General features: G+C 65.6%; 14 protein-coding genes and 3 pseudogenes. 3 read left to right on the forward strand and 14 right to left on the reverse strand.

What is annotated here, in order from left to right:
• The first annotated feature begins 14 nt into the window (after nt 1–14).
• Entirely contained in the window at nt 15–416 is a 402-nt protein-coding gene (locus tag ACHMW6_RS32435; protein WP_395408805.1) for a hypothetical protein, read from the forward strand.
• 108 nt (nt 417–524) lie between these two features.
• Here the strand turns inward: ACHMW6_RS32435 and ACHMW6_RS32440 are convergent.
• From ACHMW6_RS32440 to ACHMW6_RS32450, 3 genes and pseudogenes are all read right to left on the reverse strand, one after another.
• A pseudogene (locus ACHMW6_RS32440) lies at nt 525–575 on the reverse strand (hypothetical protein); the annotation flags it as partial.
• Nucleotides 575–700, reverse strand: a complete 126-nt coding sequence (locus ACHMW6_RS32445) for a hypothetical protein (protein ID WP_395403326.1) — start codon at nt 698–700, stop codon at nt 575–577. The gene ACHMW6_RS32445 and the pseudogene ACHMW6_RS32440, both read right to left, overlap by 1 nt.
• Nucleotides 701–816: 116 nt before the next feature.
• Nucleotides 817–1065 (reverse strand): hypothetical protein, encoded by a 249-nt coding sequence (locus tag ACHMW6_RS32450; protein WP_395403328.1) that lies wholly within the window; start codon nt 1063–1065, stop codon nt 817–819.
• Nucleotides 1066–1210: 145 nt separating this feature from the next.
• Between ACHMW6_RS32450 and ACHMW6_RS32455 the strand changes: the two genes are divergently transcribed.
• Nucleotides 1211–1837, forward strand: a complete 627-nt coding sequence (locus ACHMW6_RS32455; RefSeq protein ID WP_395403330.1) for a Crp/Fnr family transcriptional regulator — start codon at nt 1211–1213, stop codon at nt 1835–1837.
• On the opposite strand, the gene ACHMW6_RS32460 is transcribed toward ACHMW6_RS32455, so the two are convergent.
• Nucleotides 1800–2432, reverse strand: coding sequence for a Crp/Fnr family transcriptional regulator (locus ACHMW6_RS32460; protein WP_395403332.1), 633 nt, complete (start codon nt 2430–2432; stop codon nt 1800–1802). The two genes, ACHMW6_RS32455 and ACHMW6_RS32460, sit on opposite strands and share 38 nt — an antisense overlap.
• A gap of 102 nt (nt 2433–2534) precedes the next feature.
• Nucleotides 2535–4013 carry a PLP-dependent aminotransferase family protein gene (locus ACHMW6_RS32465; RefSeq protein ID WP_395403334.1) on the reverse strand — a complete coding sequence of 493 codons (1479 nt, stop codon included), beginning with the start codon at nt 4011–4013 and terminating at the stop codon, nt 2535–2537.
• Nucleotides 4014–4083: 70 nt separating this feature from the next.
• On the opposite strand from ACHMW6_RS32465, the pseudogene ACHMW6_RS32470 reads away from it, so the two are divergent.
• Nucleotides 4084–4594, forward strand: a pseudogene (locus ACHMW6_RS32470) (pyridoxamine 5'-phosphate oxidase family protein).
• On the opposite strand, the gene ACHMW6_RS32475 reads toward ACHMW6_RS32470, so the two are convergent.
• The 9 genes and pseudogenes from ACHMW6_RS32475 to ACHMW6_RS32515 all read right to left on the reverse strand — a co-directional run bounded on the left by ACHMW6_RS32475 (nt 4591) and on the right by ACHMW6_RS32515 (nt 16386).
• Nucleotides 4591–6237 carry a hypothetical protein gene (locus ACHMW6_RS32475; RefSeq protein ID WP_395403336.1) on the reverse strand — a complete coding sequence of 549 codons (1647 nt, stop codon included), beginning with the start codon at nt 6235–6237 and terminating at the stop codon, nt 4591–4593. The pseudogene ACHMW6_RS32470 and the gene ACHMW6_RS32475 overlap by 4 nt on opposite strands.
• A complete protein-coding gene (locus ACHMW6_RS32480; RefSeq protein WP_395403338.1) occupies nt 6234–8285 on the reverse strand; it encodes a DUF4175 family protein in 2052 nt (683 codons plus the stop codon). Before ACHMW6_RS32480 ends, ACHMW6_RS32475 begins: the two co-directional genes overlap by 4 nt.
• Entirely contained in the window at nt 8266–9267 is a 1002-nt protein-coding gene (locus ACHMW6_RS32485) for a BatA domain-containing protein (protein ID WP_395403340.1), read from the reverse strand. Before ACHMW6_RS32485 ends, ACHMW6_RS32480 begins: the two co-directional genes overlap by 20 nt.
• Nucleotides 9264–10142 (reverse strand): DUF58 domain-containing protein, encoded by an 879-nt coding sequence (locus tag ACHMW6_RS32490; RefSeq protein ID WP_395403342.1) that lies wholly within the window; start codon nt 10140–10142, stop codon nt 9264–9266. The genes ACHMW6_RS32485 and ACHMW6_RS32490 overlap by 4 nt, the downstream gene beginning before the upstream one ends.
• An 18-nt stretch (nt 10143–10160) precedes the next feature.
• Complete coding sequence (locus tag ACHMW6_RS32495; protein ID WP_395403344.1) at nt 10161–11162, reverse strand: AAA family ATPase; 1002 nt, start codon at nt 11160–11162, stop codon at nt 10161–10163.
• Nucleotides 11159–11779, reverse strand: coding sequence for a DUF4159 domain-containing protein (locus tag ACHMW6_RS32500; protein WP_395403346.1), 621 nt, complete (start codon nt 11777–11779; stop codon nt 11159–11161). Before ACHMW6_RS32500 ends, ACHMW6_RS32495 begins: the two co-directional genes overlap by 4 nt.
• Nucleotides 11780–11933: 154 nt before the next feature.
• Nucleotides 11934–13268 carry a TldD/PmbA family protein gene (locus tag ACHMW6_RS32505; RefSeq protein WP_395403348.1) on the reverse strand — a complete coding sequence of 445 codons (1335 nt, stop codon included), beginning with the start codon at nt 13266–13268 and terminating at the stop codon, nt 11934–11936.
• 8 nt (nt 13269–13276) lie between these two features.
• Nucleotides 13277–14915 (reverse strand): annotated as a pseudogene (locus tag ACHMW6_RS32510) (TldD/PmbA family protein).
• A gap of 133 nt (nt 14916–15048) precedes the next feature.
• The gene (locus ACHMW6_RS32515; RefSeq protein WP_395403350.1) at nt 15049–16386 is read right to left on the reverse strand and encodes a TldD/PmbA family protein; all 1338 of its coding nucleotides are present in this window, start codon (nt 16384–16386) and stop codon (nt 15049–15051) included.
• Nucleotides 16387–16395: the final 9 nt, after the last annotated feature.

Here is a 16395-nt window from a genome sequence, read left to right on the forward strand (position 1 = left end):
TAAAGGGGAAGATTATGGACGAAAATCAGATGCGCGGGGAACTGCGCGAACTGTCGCGCGCACTGCGCCGGGTGCACAAGGCGGTGGCCGACATTGAGCTGCAATACGTTACCGGTTCGGTGAGTGCGCTGGAACAGTTGCAGATCCTGACCAATCATCCGCAGCTGCTATGGCTGCAGAAACTGTCCGCGCTGATGGCGGAGCTGGATGAGTGCATGGAAGAGCCGGACGTCGCCGCCGCCGACATCGCCGCCCGCTTCCGCACCGTGATCGAACAGCTGGTCGGCCCGCGCGCGCCCAGCGACGAAGAATTCCGCAAGCGCTACACCACGCTGCTGCACGACGGCCCGGACGTCGCCATCGCCCACGGCGGCCTGCGCGCGGTGCTCATGCGCCTGCCCTCCGCCGAGGTGTAAGCGCTGCCTCACCTGCCGCGCGATCAACCGACGCTGATCTCCGCCGCCGCTATCGAGCGTCGAATGCGCGTCCGACGCCAGCACAACTTCATAGCCGCGCGCCAGCGCCCCGCGCACGGTCGCATCGATGCAGCAATCGCTCTGCTGGCCGCAGATCACTAGCCGCTGCGCGCCTTGCCGATCAGCGCATTCACGCGCCCGATCACATTTTCCACCTCGAACGCCTCCTCCTCGCCCTCGCACAACCCGCGCTGCATATCCACCACTACCAACGCCGCACTCATATTCCCTCCCCAAATCCCTACGAAGCGAACAGCTTACCCCATCCCCGCCAGCCCGCGCCGCCGGCCAGGTGGCTGCCACATCGTGGCTGCCACCAGTTTCCGATTCTGGTTTCGTATCAATGATCCGCCCGACGCGCCGCGGAGGCGCCGTCCAGAAAACGGCGGCCGGCGGGGGAGAGGGTGACGAGGGTGCCGGCGCCGGGCGTGTGGGTGCGCTGGACCAGTCCGCGGGAATTCGCTTCCTCCCAGACCGGCATGCGGGGACAGGACGTGCGCCAGACTTCCATCACTTCGGCATAAGGCTTGCCCTCGCTGCCCAGCCACTCGAGCAGATCGAGAACCAGGGTGTCAACGGTATCGGCCATTGGGGCGCCTCCCTAGGACAAGTTGGAGAAGATTGTAACCAGTTGTCAAACGTTAGCGACAAAGCATTGCGTCGCGCAATCGCGCGGGTTTATATTGCGAAGCCAGTTTTTTGCCAGTTGGCAAAATGGTTTTAATATAAATACCATGCCCAAACTATTCCTCCATCAGCGCGAACGCTTCCGCAATGCCGTGACCACGCGTCTCGGCGTCAGCGACGAACTGTATGACCAGTTTAATCGCACCGTGGCGCCGTACGTGCAGCATGTGCGCTTCCGCAAGGGGGAATTCCTGCAGTGCTGTGCGCATCCGGCGGTGGCGGCGTTCTGGCTGAGCGGGGGCGTGACGCGGCGCGGCATGTTCACGCGCGATGGCGGGGACATGACGATGGGCTTCGCCATCGAGGGCGAACCGGTGGGCTCGCACCACGACCTGCTGGCAGGCCAGGAAGGCAAGCCCGCGATGGAATTCGTCGTCGCGGAATCGCCAGTCACTGCGGCGCGCTTCGAATGGGCCACGCTGATGCGCCTGCGCGACGAGCATGAGTTCATGCGCGAGTATTACCTGAAAGTGGCCGAGTACTCGCTGCGGCACTATTCGCGCAGCACCTATATGCGCAGCATCACGGCGGCAGCGGACCGCCTGCTGGCATTCAGGGAACTGCATCCCGGACTGGAGGAGCGCATTTCGCAAAAGGCGCTGGCCTCCTTCCTCGGCATCACACCGCAGTATATGTCTACGCTGCTGCGGCGCGCTCACTCTCGCGGCGAATGAGCTGCGACAGATAGGCCGGCGTAATCTGCAGGTAGGACGCCAGCACCTTCTGCGAAATGCGGCGTTCCAGTCCCGGGTAATCCTGGCGGAAGATGGACAGGCGCTCCTCGGCGTCGGATGCGCTGTGCGTGACGAAGCGGCGCGCCTGGCTGCCCAGTGCATGCTCCAGCAATCCCGTGTGATACGCCAGCAGCACATGATTGTCGCGGCGCACGCGGCATACAGCCTGCCAGTCAAAGCGGAAACCGTTCAAGGCCGTCTCGGCGACGATGAAGCTCTCCACCAGCTGGTGCTCCCTGAATTCCAGGTAATCCTCATAGGCGTTGGCGCCCTGCCCTTCAGTCGCGAAGCGCATGGTGATCTCGTTGCCCATTTCGCTGACATAGCCGACGCGCGCCACACCGCCCGTGAGCCAGAATACTTCGCGCGCCCCCTGGCCTGGACGCTGCAGCAATTCGCCGCGCCGTATGCTGAACGGGATCGCCATCGGCGCGAGCGTAATACTGGCGTCGTCGTAGATCTTCTCGCTGATGCCGTAGCGCGTCATCATGTCCGCTTTGTAGTGCTGGCGTTGCCGCAGGAAGTGCTGGCTCATTTCGCTGTTGTTCCTTGCTGATTCATTAAGCTTCAAACATTCTAGAAGTATGTTTAAAGCTCGATGTTCAACTGGTTGAAGAAAGCGAAAAAAATCTGCCGGCTATCTTTCGTTTTGCCTGCGGGCCGTATACGCGAACAGATGCACGACCGCCGCGAGCCGCTTCACCAGGCCCTCCATTTGCGCCGGCGGTACCTGCGCATAGCCCAGCATCAGGCCCTGCCAGGGCGATTCACCCTGCACCGTCTGTACGCTGAGCGCATTGACGATAATACCTTCATCCCGTGCACGCTCGCTGATGGCGACATCCGACAACGCCGGGTCGCGGAGACGCAGCGACAGATGCATGCCGGTGGAAGCGCCGTGCACTTCGGCGATATTCCCCAGATGCTTCTCCAGCAGCTGCACCAGCGTGTCGCGGCGCTGGCGATAGATGCGGCGCATGCGGCGCAGGTGCAGGGCGAACTGGCCGCTGCGCAGGAATTCCGCCAGCGCCAGCTGTTCCGCAGGGCGTCCGCGTGACGCGGCCTGGGCCAGCATCACCGACAGCGGCTGCGCCAGTTCGGGCGGCACAACCAGATAGCCCATGCGCAGGCCGGGGAACATGGTCTTGCTGAAGGTGCCGGCGTAGAGCACCGGCGCATCCGGACGCAGGCCCTGCATGGCCGACAGCGGCGGCCCATCGTGGCGGAATTCGCTGTCGTAATCGTCCTCGATGATCAGGGCGCCGCAGGCGCGCGCGCCGTCGATCAGCGCCATGCGCCGCTGCAGCGAAAGCACGGTGCCTGTCGGGTACTGGTGCGAGGGCGTGGTGTAGATCAGTTTGGGCGGGCGCTCCAGCCAGTCCGCGGTGGAAGGCGCGATGCCGTCTTCGTCCACCGGGATGCCCTCGATGCGCAGGCCGGCCGCGCGGAAGGCAGCCATGGCGCCGCCGTAGCCGGGGTTTCCCATCCAGATGGTGTCGCCGCTGTCGGCGCAGGCGCGGGCGCACAGATCAAGGCTGCTCTGGCTTCCGTCCGTGATGAAGACTTGCGCGGCCTCGCAGACCACGCCGCGCGAGGCGCGCAGGTAATCGGCGACGGCTTCGCGCAGGACGGCCTCGCCGCTGGGGTCACCGTAATTCAGCTTTGCGCTGGGCATGCTGCGCCAGGCGCGGTCCAGCAGGCGGCGCCACAGCGCGATCGGGAAGCTGGCCAGGTCCGGCACACCGGGAACGAATGGTAGGCCGATGCTGGCCGAGATGGTGGTGCGGCGCAGGTTGCGGGCGCGCTGCGACAGGCCCGCCTGCGGAATCGGCGCGGGCTGGCGCTCCGTCTTTGCTGCCGCCGCCGCGACGATGGTGCCGCGGCGGTCCGTGGTCACGAAACCTTCGCTGGCCAGCTGTTCATACGCGTACAGCACGGTGTTGCGGGCCACGCCCAGCTCGGACGCCAGCGCCCGCGTGGCCACCAGCCGCGTGCCTGCGGCCAGCTTGCCGTCGCGGATGGCGGCGCGCAGGCATTCGTGCAGCAGGCGCTGGCGCGGCCAGGCATTGTGTCCGTGTTCTTCGTTGAAGCAGGAAAGCAGCAGGGCGTAGTCCATCTTGTGGCTCCATCAAATCGCGCATCGCTGGACCTGTTTCTGGTGCCAGCTTGGCAATTATAGTGCGCCCATGAACACACTTTCCACTGCTCCCAGCGCTCGCACACAGGTGCGGCGCATTCCGCTGGCCGCTTCCTACGACCGCGCACTGGTTCATGCGATCGTTGACGAGGCCTATATCTGCCATATCGCCTTTGCCGATGCGCATGGCGCGCACTGCATCCCTACGGCCTGCTGGCGCGAGGGCGATGACCTGTACATCCACGGTTCGAACGGCTCGCGCATGCTCAAGCGCCTGTGCGAGCAGGATGCCTGCGTGACCATCACGCACCTCGATGGGCTGGTGCTGGCGCGGGCGGCGTTCAATCATCGAATATGCCGCCACGACGGTGATGCGCATTTCCCTTGCCGAGGCGGCGTGCAAGTCGCGTTCAGGACCGCCCAAGGATGAGGAGGAGGATTTGTCCGTAGCTGCCTGGGCGGGCGTGCTGCCCTTGCGCGCTTCCCGGCTATCGCCCGTTGCGGACGCACACTGCCCGGAACCGGCTCCGGACCACGTGCTCGCCTGGGCGGAGCGCTAGCGCCGCTCGCGCCACCAGAGCGTGAGCAGCGCAGCGGCAAAGAGGACGCCCGGCGGCCAGCGCGGCCAGCGCGGCCACGTGTGCGACGGTGCAGGCGCGGACGCGGGCGCGGCGGCGGGTGCCGAGGGGACCGCGCGGGCGGCGTAGGCCTGGGTGGCGTCGTGGCGGAGGGCTTGCTGCCAGGCGGGCCAGTCGGAGGCGGCGTAGACGTAGATCCGGGTGGCGGCGTCGCCGCTGCGGATCGTGGTCCAACCGGCGCGCGCGGGCCAGAACGCGGCGCAGACGGCGTCGGCGCGGTCGGTGCGGGATTGCCAGGCTGCGGGCGGGACGCCGTCAATGGCGACTGCGGCGCCCGAGGCAGGACCTTGCGCACAGGTTTCGGTGCGCAGGCCCGCCAGCGGCATCGGATCAGCGTCGAGCCAGCGCACCTTCTGCGGACTGCCCAACGCCGCCAGATCCATCACCTGCTGCCACCAATGACCGAGCGCCGCCGGCTCGGTAATCGCATAGCGGTGCCAGTCGCGCACGCCCAGCCAGATCACGCGTCCTTTCTGCCAGTCACGCTGCCACAGCCAGGGCTTGCCATCCTTGTCCTTCGCCAGTACCTGCCAGTTGCCGGCAGACGGATTCCACGGCGCGGGCGCCAAGGCCAATGAAGTACCGGGCAGCGCGGGATGGCGCGTGTCTTCAAGCTCGGTGGTCGCCGACTGCTGCGACAACTTCAGCCCCAGCTCGCGCTCCCACAAGGCCGCGTCTTCGGCATTCCCGCCAAGGACCAGCACCGGCACGCCCTGCGCGGCCTGCGCCAGCGCGCCGCGGATGCCGCCCTTCTCCATCCACGCCGCATCGGCCACCAGCACACTTTGCTGCGTCTGCGCCGCGCGCGACTGCTCGCTGCGGGTCAGCGACTTACCCAGCGTGGTCTGCCAGTCAAGCAGGGCGCCGCCATCCGTCAGCAGCTGGTTCAGCACGCGCGCATCGAACGATGGCGCGCCAAAGCGGCCTTGCACCTGCAGCGGCACCGCCTCCTGCACGCGCAAAGGAACAGGCCCCTGCGCCAGCGCTTTGCCGGCGCTATCGAGAACGCGTGCCTGCAGCACGAGGTTCTCGGCCAGCGGCGGTTGCCATTGCACGGACAGTGCTTCCGCCGCGCCGGCGGCGTTGGCATCGGCCAGCACCTGCCCATTTTCAGCCAGCAGTTGCAGGCGCCAGCCGGGCTGCGGCTGCTCGCGCTGCACGGTCAGTGTGAAGTTTCGGCCCAGGGAGACCGTACGGGGGAAGTCCAGCCGCATCAGCGCGCCGGCCGGGGGCTTCCACGTGAGGGGGCGAGACGGTAAGTCGCGCCACTGTGCTTCGCGCAAGCCATGGCCCTGCAGCTCAATGGCCGAGGCGGCAGGGACAGCCGCAAGCGCCGCGGCGAGTGAGTCGTCCGGCACCGCGGTGGCGCTGCGCTCCGTAGCAAGCGACACCACGCGCGACTCCGCAGGCGGCGCGACAGGTGCGGCCAACACGGCAGCCAGCGCCACGCCGGCCACGCCGGCGAGCGCGGCATCAGCCCAGCGTTTCCTGCGCGCATACAGCCCGGCGCTCGCCGCCCCGGCCAGCAAAGCGCCGCCGCAAAGCAGGTTGATATCCAGCGTCACGGCGCCCCCTTCCCTTGCAAGACCTGTTCGAACCGCGTTTGCGCCTGTGGGCGTGCCTGCAGCACAACCGCAGGATTGGACAGCGTCGCACGCAGCCAGGCACGCAGCGGCGCGCGGCATGGCACACAGCCATCGGCCACGTCCTGCACGGCGCCCTGGGCAGCGAGGCGCTGTTCGTCATCCTTCAGCCGCGCAATCGCTTCGCGCGCGGTCTTGCTCCACAAGGCCGGCAAGGCGCCGTCGCCGTCGAGGGCCTGCACCAGCGTGCGCACATCGGCCGGCACCAGGTCGCTGGCCTCGGCCTGCGGACGCTTGTAGCTCTGCGCCCCCGTCAACTCGCCGCTCATGCGCTTCTCTTCCTTCAGCGCGGGCGGCACGAAGGCTGTGCGGTGCAGGTAGACGCGTTCGGCCTGCTGCAATTCCTTGATCGCTTCCAGCGCCTTGTACTCGTGTGGCAGCGCAGGCTTGGGCGTGATGGCGCGCAGTTGCTTCTCGGCGTCCCACATGGCGGCCAGCGCGCGGCGCAGGATGGCCTTGGCTTGCGGATCGAAAATGGTGGCGTTGTCTTCCTGGTCGTGGGCGTGGCCGTACTGCGCCGCGATATTGCCGGTACCAAAACCGCCCGGCGGCGGCGAGCCGGCGCTGTGATCGTGGCCATCGCCATCGCCATGCTCGTCGCCACCGCCGAACAGCGACGATTCCTCGCCCAGGAACTGGCCGTAGCGCAGGCGCAGCTTGGCCTGGTCGCCGGCGATCTTCTCGCTGCGCGCACGTAGCTCGGGCGGTGCGAGGCGTGGCTGGTCGGCCAGCAGCTGTTCCGTGTCCAGGATGATCTGGCGCTGGCTGCGCAAGCTCTCGGGCTTGACCATCGATGGCAGCGCAGTGGACTCGACCGACTCGCCCTGCTGGCCCGGGAGACGCAGCGTGTAGGTCGGCGATTGCGTGGTATGCGGCTCCGGTGCGTTGTCGCTGGCGCGCACGAAGAAATACAGCTCGTCGCCGGGTTCCATGCCCAGTTCCTTCAGCATCCACTGCTTGTTCCAGCTGCGCTTGCGCGGATCGCTGGACGCGGGCAGCGGCGCTTCCTTGTCGCTGAAGCGGATGTTCTCGCCGCTGCCGCGCGCGAGGGTCATGTGCAGCGTGGCTTTTGTGATCGCGTAATCGTCACTGACCGTTACATTGATCTGGGCGCCTTGCGCATCCGGCTTCATCACCGTGACTGACTCATTGGGAACGGCGATGGCGACTTGCGGCGCCTGGTCGGCGATCACGCGGATGTTGTAGCGCTGGGCCGGCGTTTTGCGGCTGCGCCAGAACACCGTATCGTCGGCACGCCACTCGGCGCATTGCCCGTTTTCGATATTGAAAGCCTGTCCGTCACTCAGTTCGACGGTGACGTCGCCGCCATGGGCACACCAGCGGATCTTGCTGTGCTGCGGCAGCTGCAGGTCGCGCGGAGCGCCTTCGCTTGGCTTGGCGCCGGTGTATGCAGGCGGCTCGGCATGCAGGCTGATGCCGGCGGCGGCGATGGCGGCTTTGGTTGATGGCCCGCTGGCTAATGCTTGCACGAGCCGCGGACTGTGGGCGGCGGCGTAGGCCCAGGTAGAAGCCGCTGCGACTGCCGCCAGCGCAGCCGGAATGAAGGTGGTCCGGACGCGGGCGCGCACGATGGACTGGATACGGGCCGCGTCCAGCACCTGGTCGATGCGGGCCAGCAGGCGGGCGCGCTGCAGGGCGGCGACGCCGCTGGCCGGTTCGACGCGCAGCAGTGCGCTGCTGTCCTCCAGCTCGGGAATGTCGTGGTCGAGCCAGCGCAGCAGGCCGGCGTTGACGCGCCTGCGCCACAGCGCGCAATCGATGGCGGCCCATAGCGCGGCGGCGGCAACCTGGGCGGCGCATGCCAGCGGTGAGATGAGGTCACGCGCGGTCGCGGCAAGCACGATGGGTGGCAGCATCGGCAGCAGCCAGCTGAGAACGCGCCGCCGCGCCAGCGCCTGCATCAGGCGGCGCTGGATGGCCTGAAGCTGGTCAGCGGCTGCGGCGGACATGGGCGAGGATCCTCTCTATTGCGAACAGTGCGAGCATGGCTGCGGCAAGCCACTCGGGCGATGCGGCCAGCGTCGCAGGCAGTGGCGTTTTGCGCTGGGCTGGCATGGTCTGAATGGCTGGCATCGGGTAGGCGCCAGGTGGACAGCTTTGACGTTGCCACTGTTCGTACAGCGTGCGCGCGGCGGCAGCATCCTGCAGCGGCCATTGCGAGGCGGACCAGATGTGGCCGCGGCGCTCAGGTGCTGCGCCGGCTGCGGTGGTACGCCACCAGAGGGGGGATTGCCAGGACGTGGGCGGTTGGGCGTCCGGGCGGTCCCAGACGATCAGCTCTGTTTCAGGCGTGGGCTGGTCGGTGAGGACGTAGCGGTAGGCGTTATCGCCGGCAGTGCTGAAGGCGGCGAACAGCGCCTTCCAGCGCGCGAGCCGCTCCGGCGAGGTGGCGATCACTACGTGACGCTCCGCCGGCGCGGACACGGCGGCGGGTGCGGGCGTGTGCGGCGCGGGGGTGCGCAGGGTGACCGTGTGGGCGAGGCGCGGCGGGAGCGCGGGCATGGGCAGCTTGCGGGCGACGATGAGGAAGCGCGCGGACGGGTGCCAGGCGTGCTCGTTGCGGGCGAGCCAGTTCCACACGTCGGCCGGCAGCGGCTCGCGCGTGGCGGCGTCCATGCCGGCAGCGCGGATCTGCTGGACGGCCCAGGCGTCGGATGCCAGCGCAGGATCGATGAAAACCGTGTCGCGCTTCAACGGCATGGTCAGCACCGCCAGCCACGCGATGAGCGCAACGAGGAGCAGCAGGCGGGCGAAAAGCAGCAGCAAATCAATCAGACGAGGAACGCGCTGCTGGCGCGGCGCGGCCGCGGGCAGGAAGCGCGCGGTGGCAAGGGGCTCGGTGCGCGTGCGCTCGCGCTTCTGCAGATGCCACCACAGCGGCAGCAGCAATACCGGCAGCGCGAACCACCACATAGGCAGCATGCTCGTCATCGTGGATTCCTCAGCCAGGCGCGCAAGACCTCGCCCAGCGGCTGCTCGACCTGCGCCACGCACAAGGGGATGTCGTGCCGGCGCGTTGCAGTGCGAACAGCGGAGAAGTGCTCGTCCAGCGCAGCGCGGTAGGCATCGCGCGAATCACGGTCAAAGCTGTGCAGGCCGGACGGCGCTTCAGGATCGCGATAGGCGTGTCCGGACGCGAGTTGGGCGTTGGCCTCGGCCTCCGTGCGCAGGGCCAGCAGGCGCACATCATGGCGCATGTGGCGCAGGCGGATCAGCGCCTCGCTGAGCGGCGACGGCCAGTCCAGGGCATCGGTCGCGGCGAAGACCATGCTTTGCGAGCGCGCGAAATGCAGGTTGGCGCGCAGGGTGTCGGCATCCGGCAACACGCCGACGGGACGCGCGCGCTGCAAGGCCGCCAGCACGCGCTGCAGCTGTCGCGGACCGCGCGAGGCGGGTGTAAAGTCGACCCGGCCGTCGCTGCAGACCACCAGCCCGAACGCATCGCCCTGCCGCTGCGCGATCGCCGCCATGCAAGCCAGCGCCGTGCGCGCGAACCAGAACTTGTCCAGCCCCTGCACGCGGCGGCTTCGCTCGGCCATCGAGGCAGTGGCGTCCAGCCAGAGCCAGACGGCGACATGGCTGTCTCGCTCCGCCTCGCGCACATAGTAGCGGTCCGCACGGGCCAGCAGCTTCCAGTCCACACGGCGCCATTCGTCGCCCGGTGCGTAGGCACGGTATTCCGAGAATTCGACGCCAGCACCGCGCTCGCGGCCCGCGTGGATGCCATGGCCGAGACCCGCCAGCACGTGGCGGATCACCAGCTCAAGATCGGCGGCATGCGCAACGAGCGCAGGAGTTTCCAGCATGGTTCTTCTGCGGCCAGCTTATTCGGGACGGACCGCTTCGCGCAGCGCGGTCAGGATGTCCGCAATCGCAATGCCATCCGCTTCGGCCTCGAAGTTGCGCAGCACGCGGTGCGCCAGCACGGGCAGCAGCATGTGCGCGATGTCCTCGCGCGTGACAGCCAGGCGGCCCTGCATCAGCGCGCGCGCCTTGGACGCCAGCACCAGCGCCTGCCCGGCGCGCGGACCGGCGCCCCAGCCGACATGCTTGCGCACGGCCTCCACTGTCGATTCGCGCGGGCGCGTGGCGCGCACAAGGCGGGTTGCCCAGCGCAGCAGATGTTCGCCGATCTCGATATCGCGCACCAGGGTCTGCAGGCGCAGCAGCGTAACCACGTCCATCGCCGGGTGGGCATCGGCCAGCCCGGCGTGCGTGGTGGCGGAGACCATGGCCATTTCCTCGTCTTCGGTCGGATAGCCGACATCGATATGCAGCAGGAAACGGTCCAGCTGCGCTTCCGGCAAAGGATAGGTGCCTGCCTGTTCGATCGGGTTCTGCGTGGCCAGCACGAAGAAAGGCCTGGGCAGCTTGTGCGTCTGGCCGGCGAAGGTCACGGCGCGTTCCTGCATGGCTTCCAGCAGCGCGGACTGGGTCTTCGGCGGCGCGCGGTTGATCTCGTCCGCCAGCAGCACCTGCGTGAACACGGGGCCCTGCTGGAAGCGGAATTCGCGTTTGCCGGTGGCGTGTTCCTCTTCCAGGATCTCGGTGCCGACGATATCGGACGGCATCAGGTCCGGCGTGAACTGCACGCGGCGGAACTGCATGTCCGTCGCCTGCGCCAGCGACTTCACCAGCAGCGTCTTGCCCAGCCCCGGCACACCCTCCACCAGCGCATGGCCGCCGGCCAGCAGGCAGATGATCAGGGAATCGATCACGGACTCCTGGCCGATAATGACCTTGCCCATGCTGGCTTTCAGGTCCTTTACCCTGGCGTGCAATACGCCGATCTCGTTTTCGCTCCAGCCGCTTTCAGCCACGGTCATGCTCCCAAAGCATATTGAATGATGTTGACGGCGAAGCGCGTGTTGTCCACCGCCAGCCAGCGCTTGTTGCGGAAGTCGTAGTCCCACTCGCAGCCATAATCCTTGTTGCTGTATAAAACCCTGATACGGCCGCCCAATTCGATGGCCTTCAGGTAGTCGTGCACCAGATCGTCGCCCCAGCCATTCAGCTCCACGGCCGTATTCGGCGGCCCGTCGAACTTGAAGAAGGCCGAATACAGCGGATGGTTGTTAGGGATCTTGTGCAGCGCTTTCGGCCCGAAGATACGGGCCAGCTCCGCCTCGAACGATTTCGCAAACAGGCCGTCGATATCGTGGTTGCAGTCGTCCACGAAGACGAAGCCGCCGCCCTTCACGTAGCGCTCGAAGTTCCTGCGCTCGGCCGGCGTGAACTGCACCAGCTTGTGGCCGGCCATATAGCAGAACGGCGCTTCCAGCATCTTCGGGTCGGACAGCGCCACGATGCGTTCAACGGGATCAACCTTCAGGGTCGTGTATTCGACCAGGGAATTGAGCACGTTGCTCGGCATGCGGATGTCCACATCCCAGTCGCCCGATTCGTAGGTCAGGCGGGTGAAGTAGAAGTCGTAGGCGGGCATTTTCGTTCGCGTCCATTCACGCACGGCGGATCAATGATCCGCCCTACGCATTGCGGTTACACATCCAATTTCGAACACCGGCGCCGCGAGTTTGGCGGCAAATTTTGAACGCCCGCACGGTGTAGGGCGGATCATTGATCCGCCGTGCATGCGCTTAGACGGCATCGGACAACGACGTAAAGTTAAAGTCCCTGACCTTCATCGCCGGCACCAGCAGCTTGCGCGAATCGGTATCGCCGATCAGGACCGGCCGGCCCAGCTCCTCGATATTATTCAGCATCGTCACCGGGCTGTCGTTGAAGCGGAAGTTCTTGATCGGATGCTTGATCTTGCCGTTCTCGATATAGAACGTGCCGTCCCGGGTCAAGCCGGTTAAAGACACCGCCTGCGGATCGACCATCCGGATATACCAGGTGCGCGTAACCAGAATGCCCTTCTTCGTGCCCGCAATCAGCTCCTCGGTCGATTTGCTGCCACCGCCCATGATCACATTGCCGGCGCCGGCCACGGCCTGCTTGCCCTGCTTCTGCGCCCAGTAGCGGTCATAGTCCAGCGAAGCGACCACGCCATTCTTCACCAGATCGCGGCGGCCGCGCGCCATCATGGAAGTCTGATCCCACGGCAGCACAGGCGCGCGCGGGTCCCACGGGTCGGTCCAGATGTTCACCTGCTCATCGAACAGCTTGTCGCCCAGGCGGTTGGCGCCGCCCTTCTTGGACAGGAAGCTGCGCCCTTCATCCGCATTGCGCGCATTGAAGGAGCTGAACATGAAGTTCAGCAGATCGGACGTGGCAGCCGGCTCCATCACGACCGTGTAGCGGCCCGGCTCCAGCGCCTTGGCGTCCACCGAGCGCAGTGCCTTGTCGATCGCGATTTCGGACGCTTCACGCGCATCGAACTGCTTCGGATCATAGGCCGAGCGGCTCACCCAGCCGGAGCCGCGGCCGTCTTCAGTACGCGTGGTCACGGTGAAGTTCAGGCCTGCGGTCTGCTGGAAACCAAATACGCCATTGGAATTGGCGATGCACTCGAAACCGACGCTGTCGTTGAAGAAGCCTGCAGCCACGAGGCCCTTCTTGCGCGCCGCGTCAATGCTGGCAAAAGCCACGTCCGCACGGTATTCCGGGCTGAAGGCTTCAGCCGACGGGCTGTAGGTCGCGGTGGCCTTGAAATCCTGCTTGCCGATGGCCGGCACGAACTCAGGATTATCGGGCGCCAGGCGCGCCACTTCTTCCGCCCGGCGCACGGCCGATTCCAGCGACTTGTCGTCGAACTGGTTGATGGTGGCCGCGCCCTGGCGCTTGCCAAAAGCCACCGTCACCAGCAGCTGCGTGTCCTCATTCAGCCCTGCAGTCGATACGCTGTTGCGCGCATAGCGCACATTGCCCTTGCGGCTGCCGCTCAGCACGACGCGGCATTCGTCCGCCTTTGACAGGGACATCACCTTGTCGGTAATACGTTTCGCTTCTTCCTGGTTCAGAAGTTTCATGGATATCCTCAGTCGATCTTGCGAGCAGTGTTGATCACGTTCACGCCGTTGAAGCGCGTGGTGGACGAGCCGTGCGACACGGCGCTGACCTGCGAAGGCTGGCCCTTGCCGTCGAAGAAGGAGCCGCCCATGCGCCAGTCGCGTTCATCGCACATGGCGGTGCAGGCATTCCAGAATTCCTGGGTGTTGGCCTGGTAGGCGACGTCGTTCAGCATCTGGCCGATCTTGCCGTCCTTGATTTCGTAGAACAGCTGGCCGCCGAACTGGAAGTTGTAGCGCTGCTGGTCGATGGAATAGGAGCCACGGCCCATGATGTAGATGCCCTTCTTCACATCCTTCACTAGTTCGTCCGGCGTGAGCGGCTTCTTGCCCGCGGCAAGCGACACGTTGGGCATACGCTGGAACTGCACGCTGCTCCAGGAATCGGCGTAGGAACAGCCGTGCGACTCTTTTTCGCCGATAATGTGGGCCTGGTCGCGCGTGGCCTGGTAGTTGACCAAAACACCGTCCTTGATGATGTCCCAGCGCTTGCCTGCCACGCCCTCGTCGTCAAAGCCGACGGCGCCCAGGGGAACCGGCGCTGGTCTTGTCGGCGACGAAGTTGACGATATCGGAGCCGTACTTGAAGTTCCTGCCTTCCCACTTGTCCAGCGTGGCGAAGGACGTGCCGGCGTAATTGGCTTCGTAGCCCAGAACGCGGTCCAGTTCCGTGGCATGGCCGACGGATTCGTGGATGGTCAGGAACAGGTGTTCGGGCGACAGCACCAGGTCATATTTGCCCGGATCGACCGATTTTGTGGTGAGCTTCTCGCGGGCCTGGCGGCCGGCGGCGCGCGCATCCTCGATAATGTCGTAGCCGCCGTTGTACAGTGTGGTGACGCCGCCCGCGGCGCGCACCTTGTGCTCGGGCTTCACGTCGAAGAATTCATAGCCCATGCCCGCCGGCGAGGACAGGCCATCGCGCGTGCGGAACTTGCCGGTGGTCTTGTCCACGGCGGTCGCGGTGAGCGGGGACCACAGGCGGTGGAAGTCCTGGTCGATATAGGAACCGTCGGTGGACGCGAAGTACTTCTGCTGGTTCACCTGGAACAGCATCGATTGCATGAAGGAGGCGCCCGCTTCCATGCCGGCCTTGTTGGCGGCGAGCAGCATCTCGGCCTTGTCCTTCACGGGCACGGCGCGCCAGTCCTTTTTGTATGGCGTGCTCCATGCGACTTCGCCTACGCCTTTTACCGGCGCCAGTTGCACAGGCTCCGTTTGCAGCCTTGCATTGGCTTTGGCGATGGCGACGGCCTGGCGGGCGGCGTCGGCCACGGAATCAAGGGTCATTACGTTGGTGGCGGCGAAGCCGTAGGCGCCGTTGGCGATCACGCGCACGCCGACGCCGGAGGATTCGGTGTTGACGATGTTTTCGACGCGCGTGTCGCGCGTGGTGATGAACTGGTTCAGGTAGCGGCCGATGCGCACGTCGCAGTAGGTGGCGCCGGCTTTTGTGGCTGCGTTCAGGGCGGCGTCGGCCAGCTGCTTCTTGAACTGGCGGGCGAGAGGGTTGAGCAGCTCTTCGGCTGCGATTGCGTTGCCGAAGACCGGTACCATTAACACGCCGCCTGCGGCAGCGCTGACTTTCAGGAATGTTCTGCGTTCCAAGTTTGCTCCAGATTGCTTTTTACGTTCGCGGCCTGCGGGCACGGCGGATCAATGATCCGCCCTACGCACCAGTGGCTAATCCATGGCAGCCGGACAGCGTAGGGCGGATCGTTTTGATCCGCCGTGCGTGCGCTTAGACGGCGTCAGACAGAGAGGTAAAGTTAAAGTCCCTCACCTTCATGGCCGGAATCAGCAGCTGGAACTGGCTCTCGTCGCCGGCCAGCACCTCGGGCCGGCCCAGCTCCTCGATATTATTCAGCATCGTCACCGGACTCTCATTGAAGCGGAAGTTCTTGATCGGATGCTTGATCTTGCCGTTCTCGATATAGAAAGTTCCGTCGCGGGTCAGGCCCGTGAGCAGCACGGTCTGCGGATCGACCATGCGGATATACCAGGTACGGGTCACGAGCACGCCCTTCTTGGTGCTGGCGATCAGTTCCTGGGTGGACTTGCTGCCGCCGGCCATCACGATATTGCCCGGCGCGCCAACCGCGCGTGCGCCCTGCTTCTTCGCCCAGTAAGGCGAATAGTTCAGGGACGCGATCTTGCCGCCCTTGATGATGTCCATGCGCTCGCGCGCCAGCATCGTGCCGTTATCCCAAGGCAGCACGGGAATGTCCTTATCCCACGGATCCGCCCACACATTGACCTGCTCATCGAACAGCTTCTCACCCAGGCGGTTGCCGCCGCCCTTCTTCGCGAGGAAGCTGCGGCCCTCGTCCGCGTTACGCGCGTCGAAGCTGTTGAACATATAGGCCAGCAGGTCGGATGTAGCAGCCGGCTCCAGGATCACCGTATAACGGCCCGGCTCAAGCGCCTTCGCGTCCATCGAGCGCATGGCCTTTTCCATCGCCACTTCAGCCGCTGCGCGCGGATCGAACTTGCTCACGTCGTTCGCATCGCGGCGCACCCAGCCCGAACCGCGGCCATCTTCCGTACGCACGGTGCAGGTGAAGTCCACGCCCGTCTGCGCCTGGTGGCCGAACACGCCACGCGAGTTCGCAATCGTCTCGAATGACGACTGGTCGGTGAAGAAGCCCGCGGCGACCAGCTTGCTCTTGCGGCAGGCTTCGATGCTGTAGGCCGCAACCTGGGCGCGGTACTCGGGATCGATCGCGTCCGTGCTCTTGCTGAAGGTGTTCGATGCCTTGAATTCCTGCTTGTCCGGCGTCGGCATGAACTCCGGATTTTCCGGCGCCAGGCGGGCCAGTTCCTCGGCGCGGCGCACGGCCTTTTCCAGCGACTTGTCGTCGAACTCATTGACGATGGCCGTGCCCTGCTTCTTGCCGAAGGCGACCTGTACCTGCAGCTGGGTGTTTTCCACCAGGCCCGCGGTGGACACCGCATTGCGCGCGTAGCGGATATTGCCGGTGCGGGCGCCATTGATGGTCACGGAGCATTCATCGGCTTTCGACAGGGACAGCACCTTGTCCGTGATGCGTTTGGTCTCTTCCTGATTCAGAATCTTCATCGATTATCC

Origin of the sequence: Pseudoduganella sp. UC29_106 (assembly GCF_044055365.1) — a bacterium.
Lineage (GTDB): Bacteria > Pseudomonadota > Gammaproteobacteria > Burkholderiales > Burkholderiaceae_D > Rugamonas.

Bases quoted from the DNA above. Each gene is read 5' to 3' on its own strand.
- ACHMW6_RS32435 (WP_395408805.1), top strand. From the start codon at position 15: ATGGACGAAAATCAGATGCGCGGGGAACTGCGCGAACTGTCGCGCGCA.
- ACHMW6_RS32445 (WP_395403326.1), bottom strand. From the start codon at position 700: ATGAGTGCGGCGTTGGTAGTGGTGGATATGCAGCGCGGGTTGTGCGAG.
- ACHMW6_RS32450 (WP_395403328.1), bottom strand. From the start codon at position 1,065: ATGGCCGATACCGTTGACACCCTGGTTCTCGATCTGCTCGAGTGGCTG.
- ACHMW6_RS32455 (WP_395403330.1), top strand. From the start codon at position 1,211: ATGCCCAAACTATTCCTCCATCAGCGCGAACGCTTCCGCAATGCCGTG.
- ACHMW6_RS32460 (WP_395403332.1), bottom strand. From the start codon at position 2,432: ATGAGCCAGCACTTCCTGCGGCAACGCCAGCACTACAAAGCGGACATG.
- ACHMW6_RS32465 (WP_395403334.1), bottom strand. From the start codon at position 4,013: ATGGACTACGCCCTGCTGCTTTCCTGCTTCAACGAAGAACACGGACAC.
- ACHMW6_RS32480 (WP_395403338.1), bottom strand. From the start codon at position 8,285: ATGTCCGCCGCAGCCGCTGACCAGCTTCAGGCCATCCAGCGCCGCCTG.
- ACHMW6_RS32485 (WP_395403340.1), bottom strand. From the start codon at position 9,267: ATGACGAGCATGCTGCCTATGTGGTGGTTCGCGCTGCCGGTATTGCTG.
- ACHMW6_RS32490 (WP_395403342.1), bottom strand. From the start codon at position 10,142: ATGCTGGAAACTCCTGCGCTCGTTGCGCATGCCGCCGATCTTGAGCTG.
- ACHMW6_RS32495 (WP_395403344.1), bottom strand. From the start codon at position 11,162: ATGACCGTGGCTGAAAGCGGCTGGAGCGAAAACGAGATCGGCGTATTG.
- ACHMW6_RS32500 (WP_395403346.1), bottom strand. From the start codon at position 11,779: ATGCCCGCCTACGACTTCTACTTCACCCGCCTGACCTACGAATCGGGC.
- ACHMW6_RS32505 (WP_395403348.1), bottom strand. From the start codon at position 13,268: ATGAAACTTCTGAACCAGGAAGAAGCGAAACGTATTACCGACAAGGTG.
- ACHMW6_RS32515 (WP_395403350.1), bottom strand. From the start codon at position 16,386: ATGAAGATTCTGAATCAGGAAGAGACCAAACGCATCACGGACAAGGTG.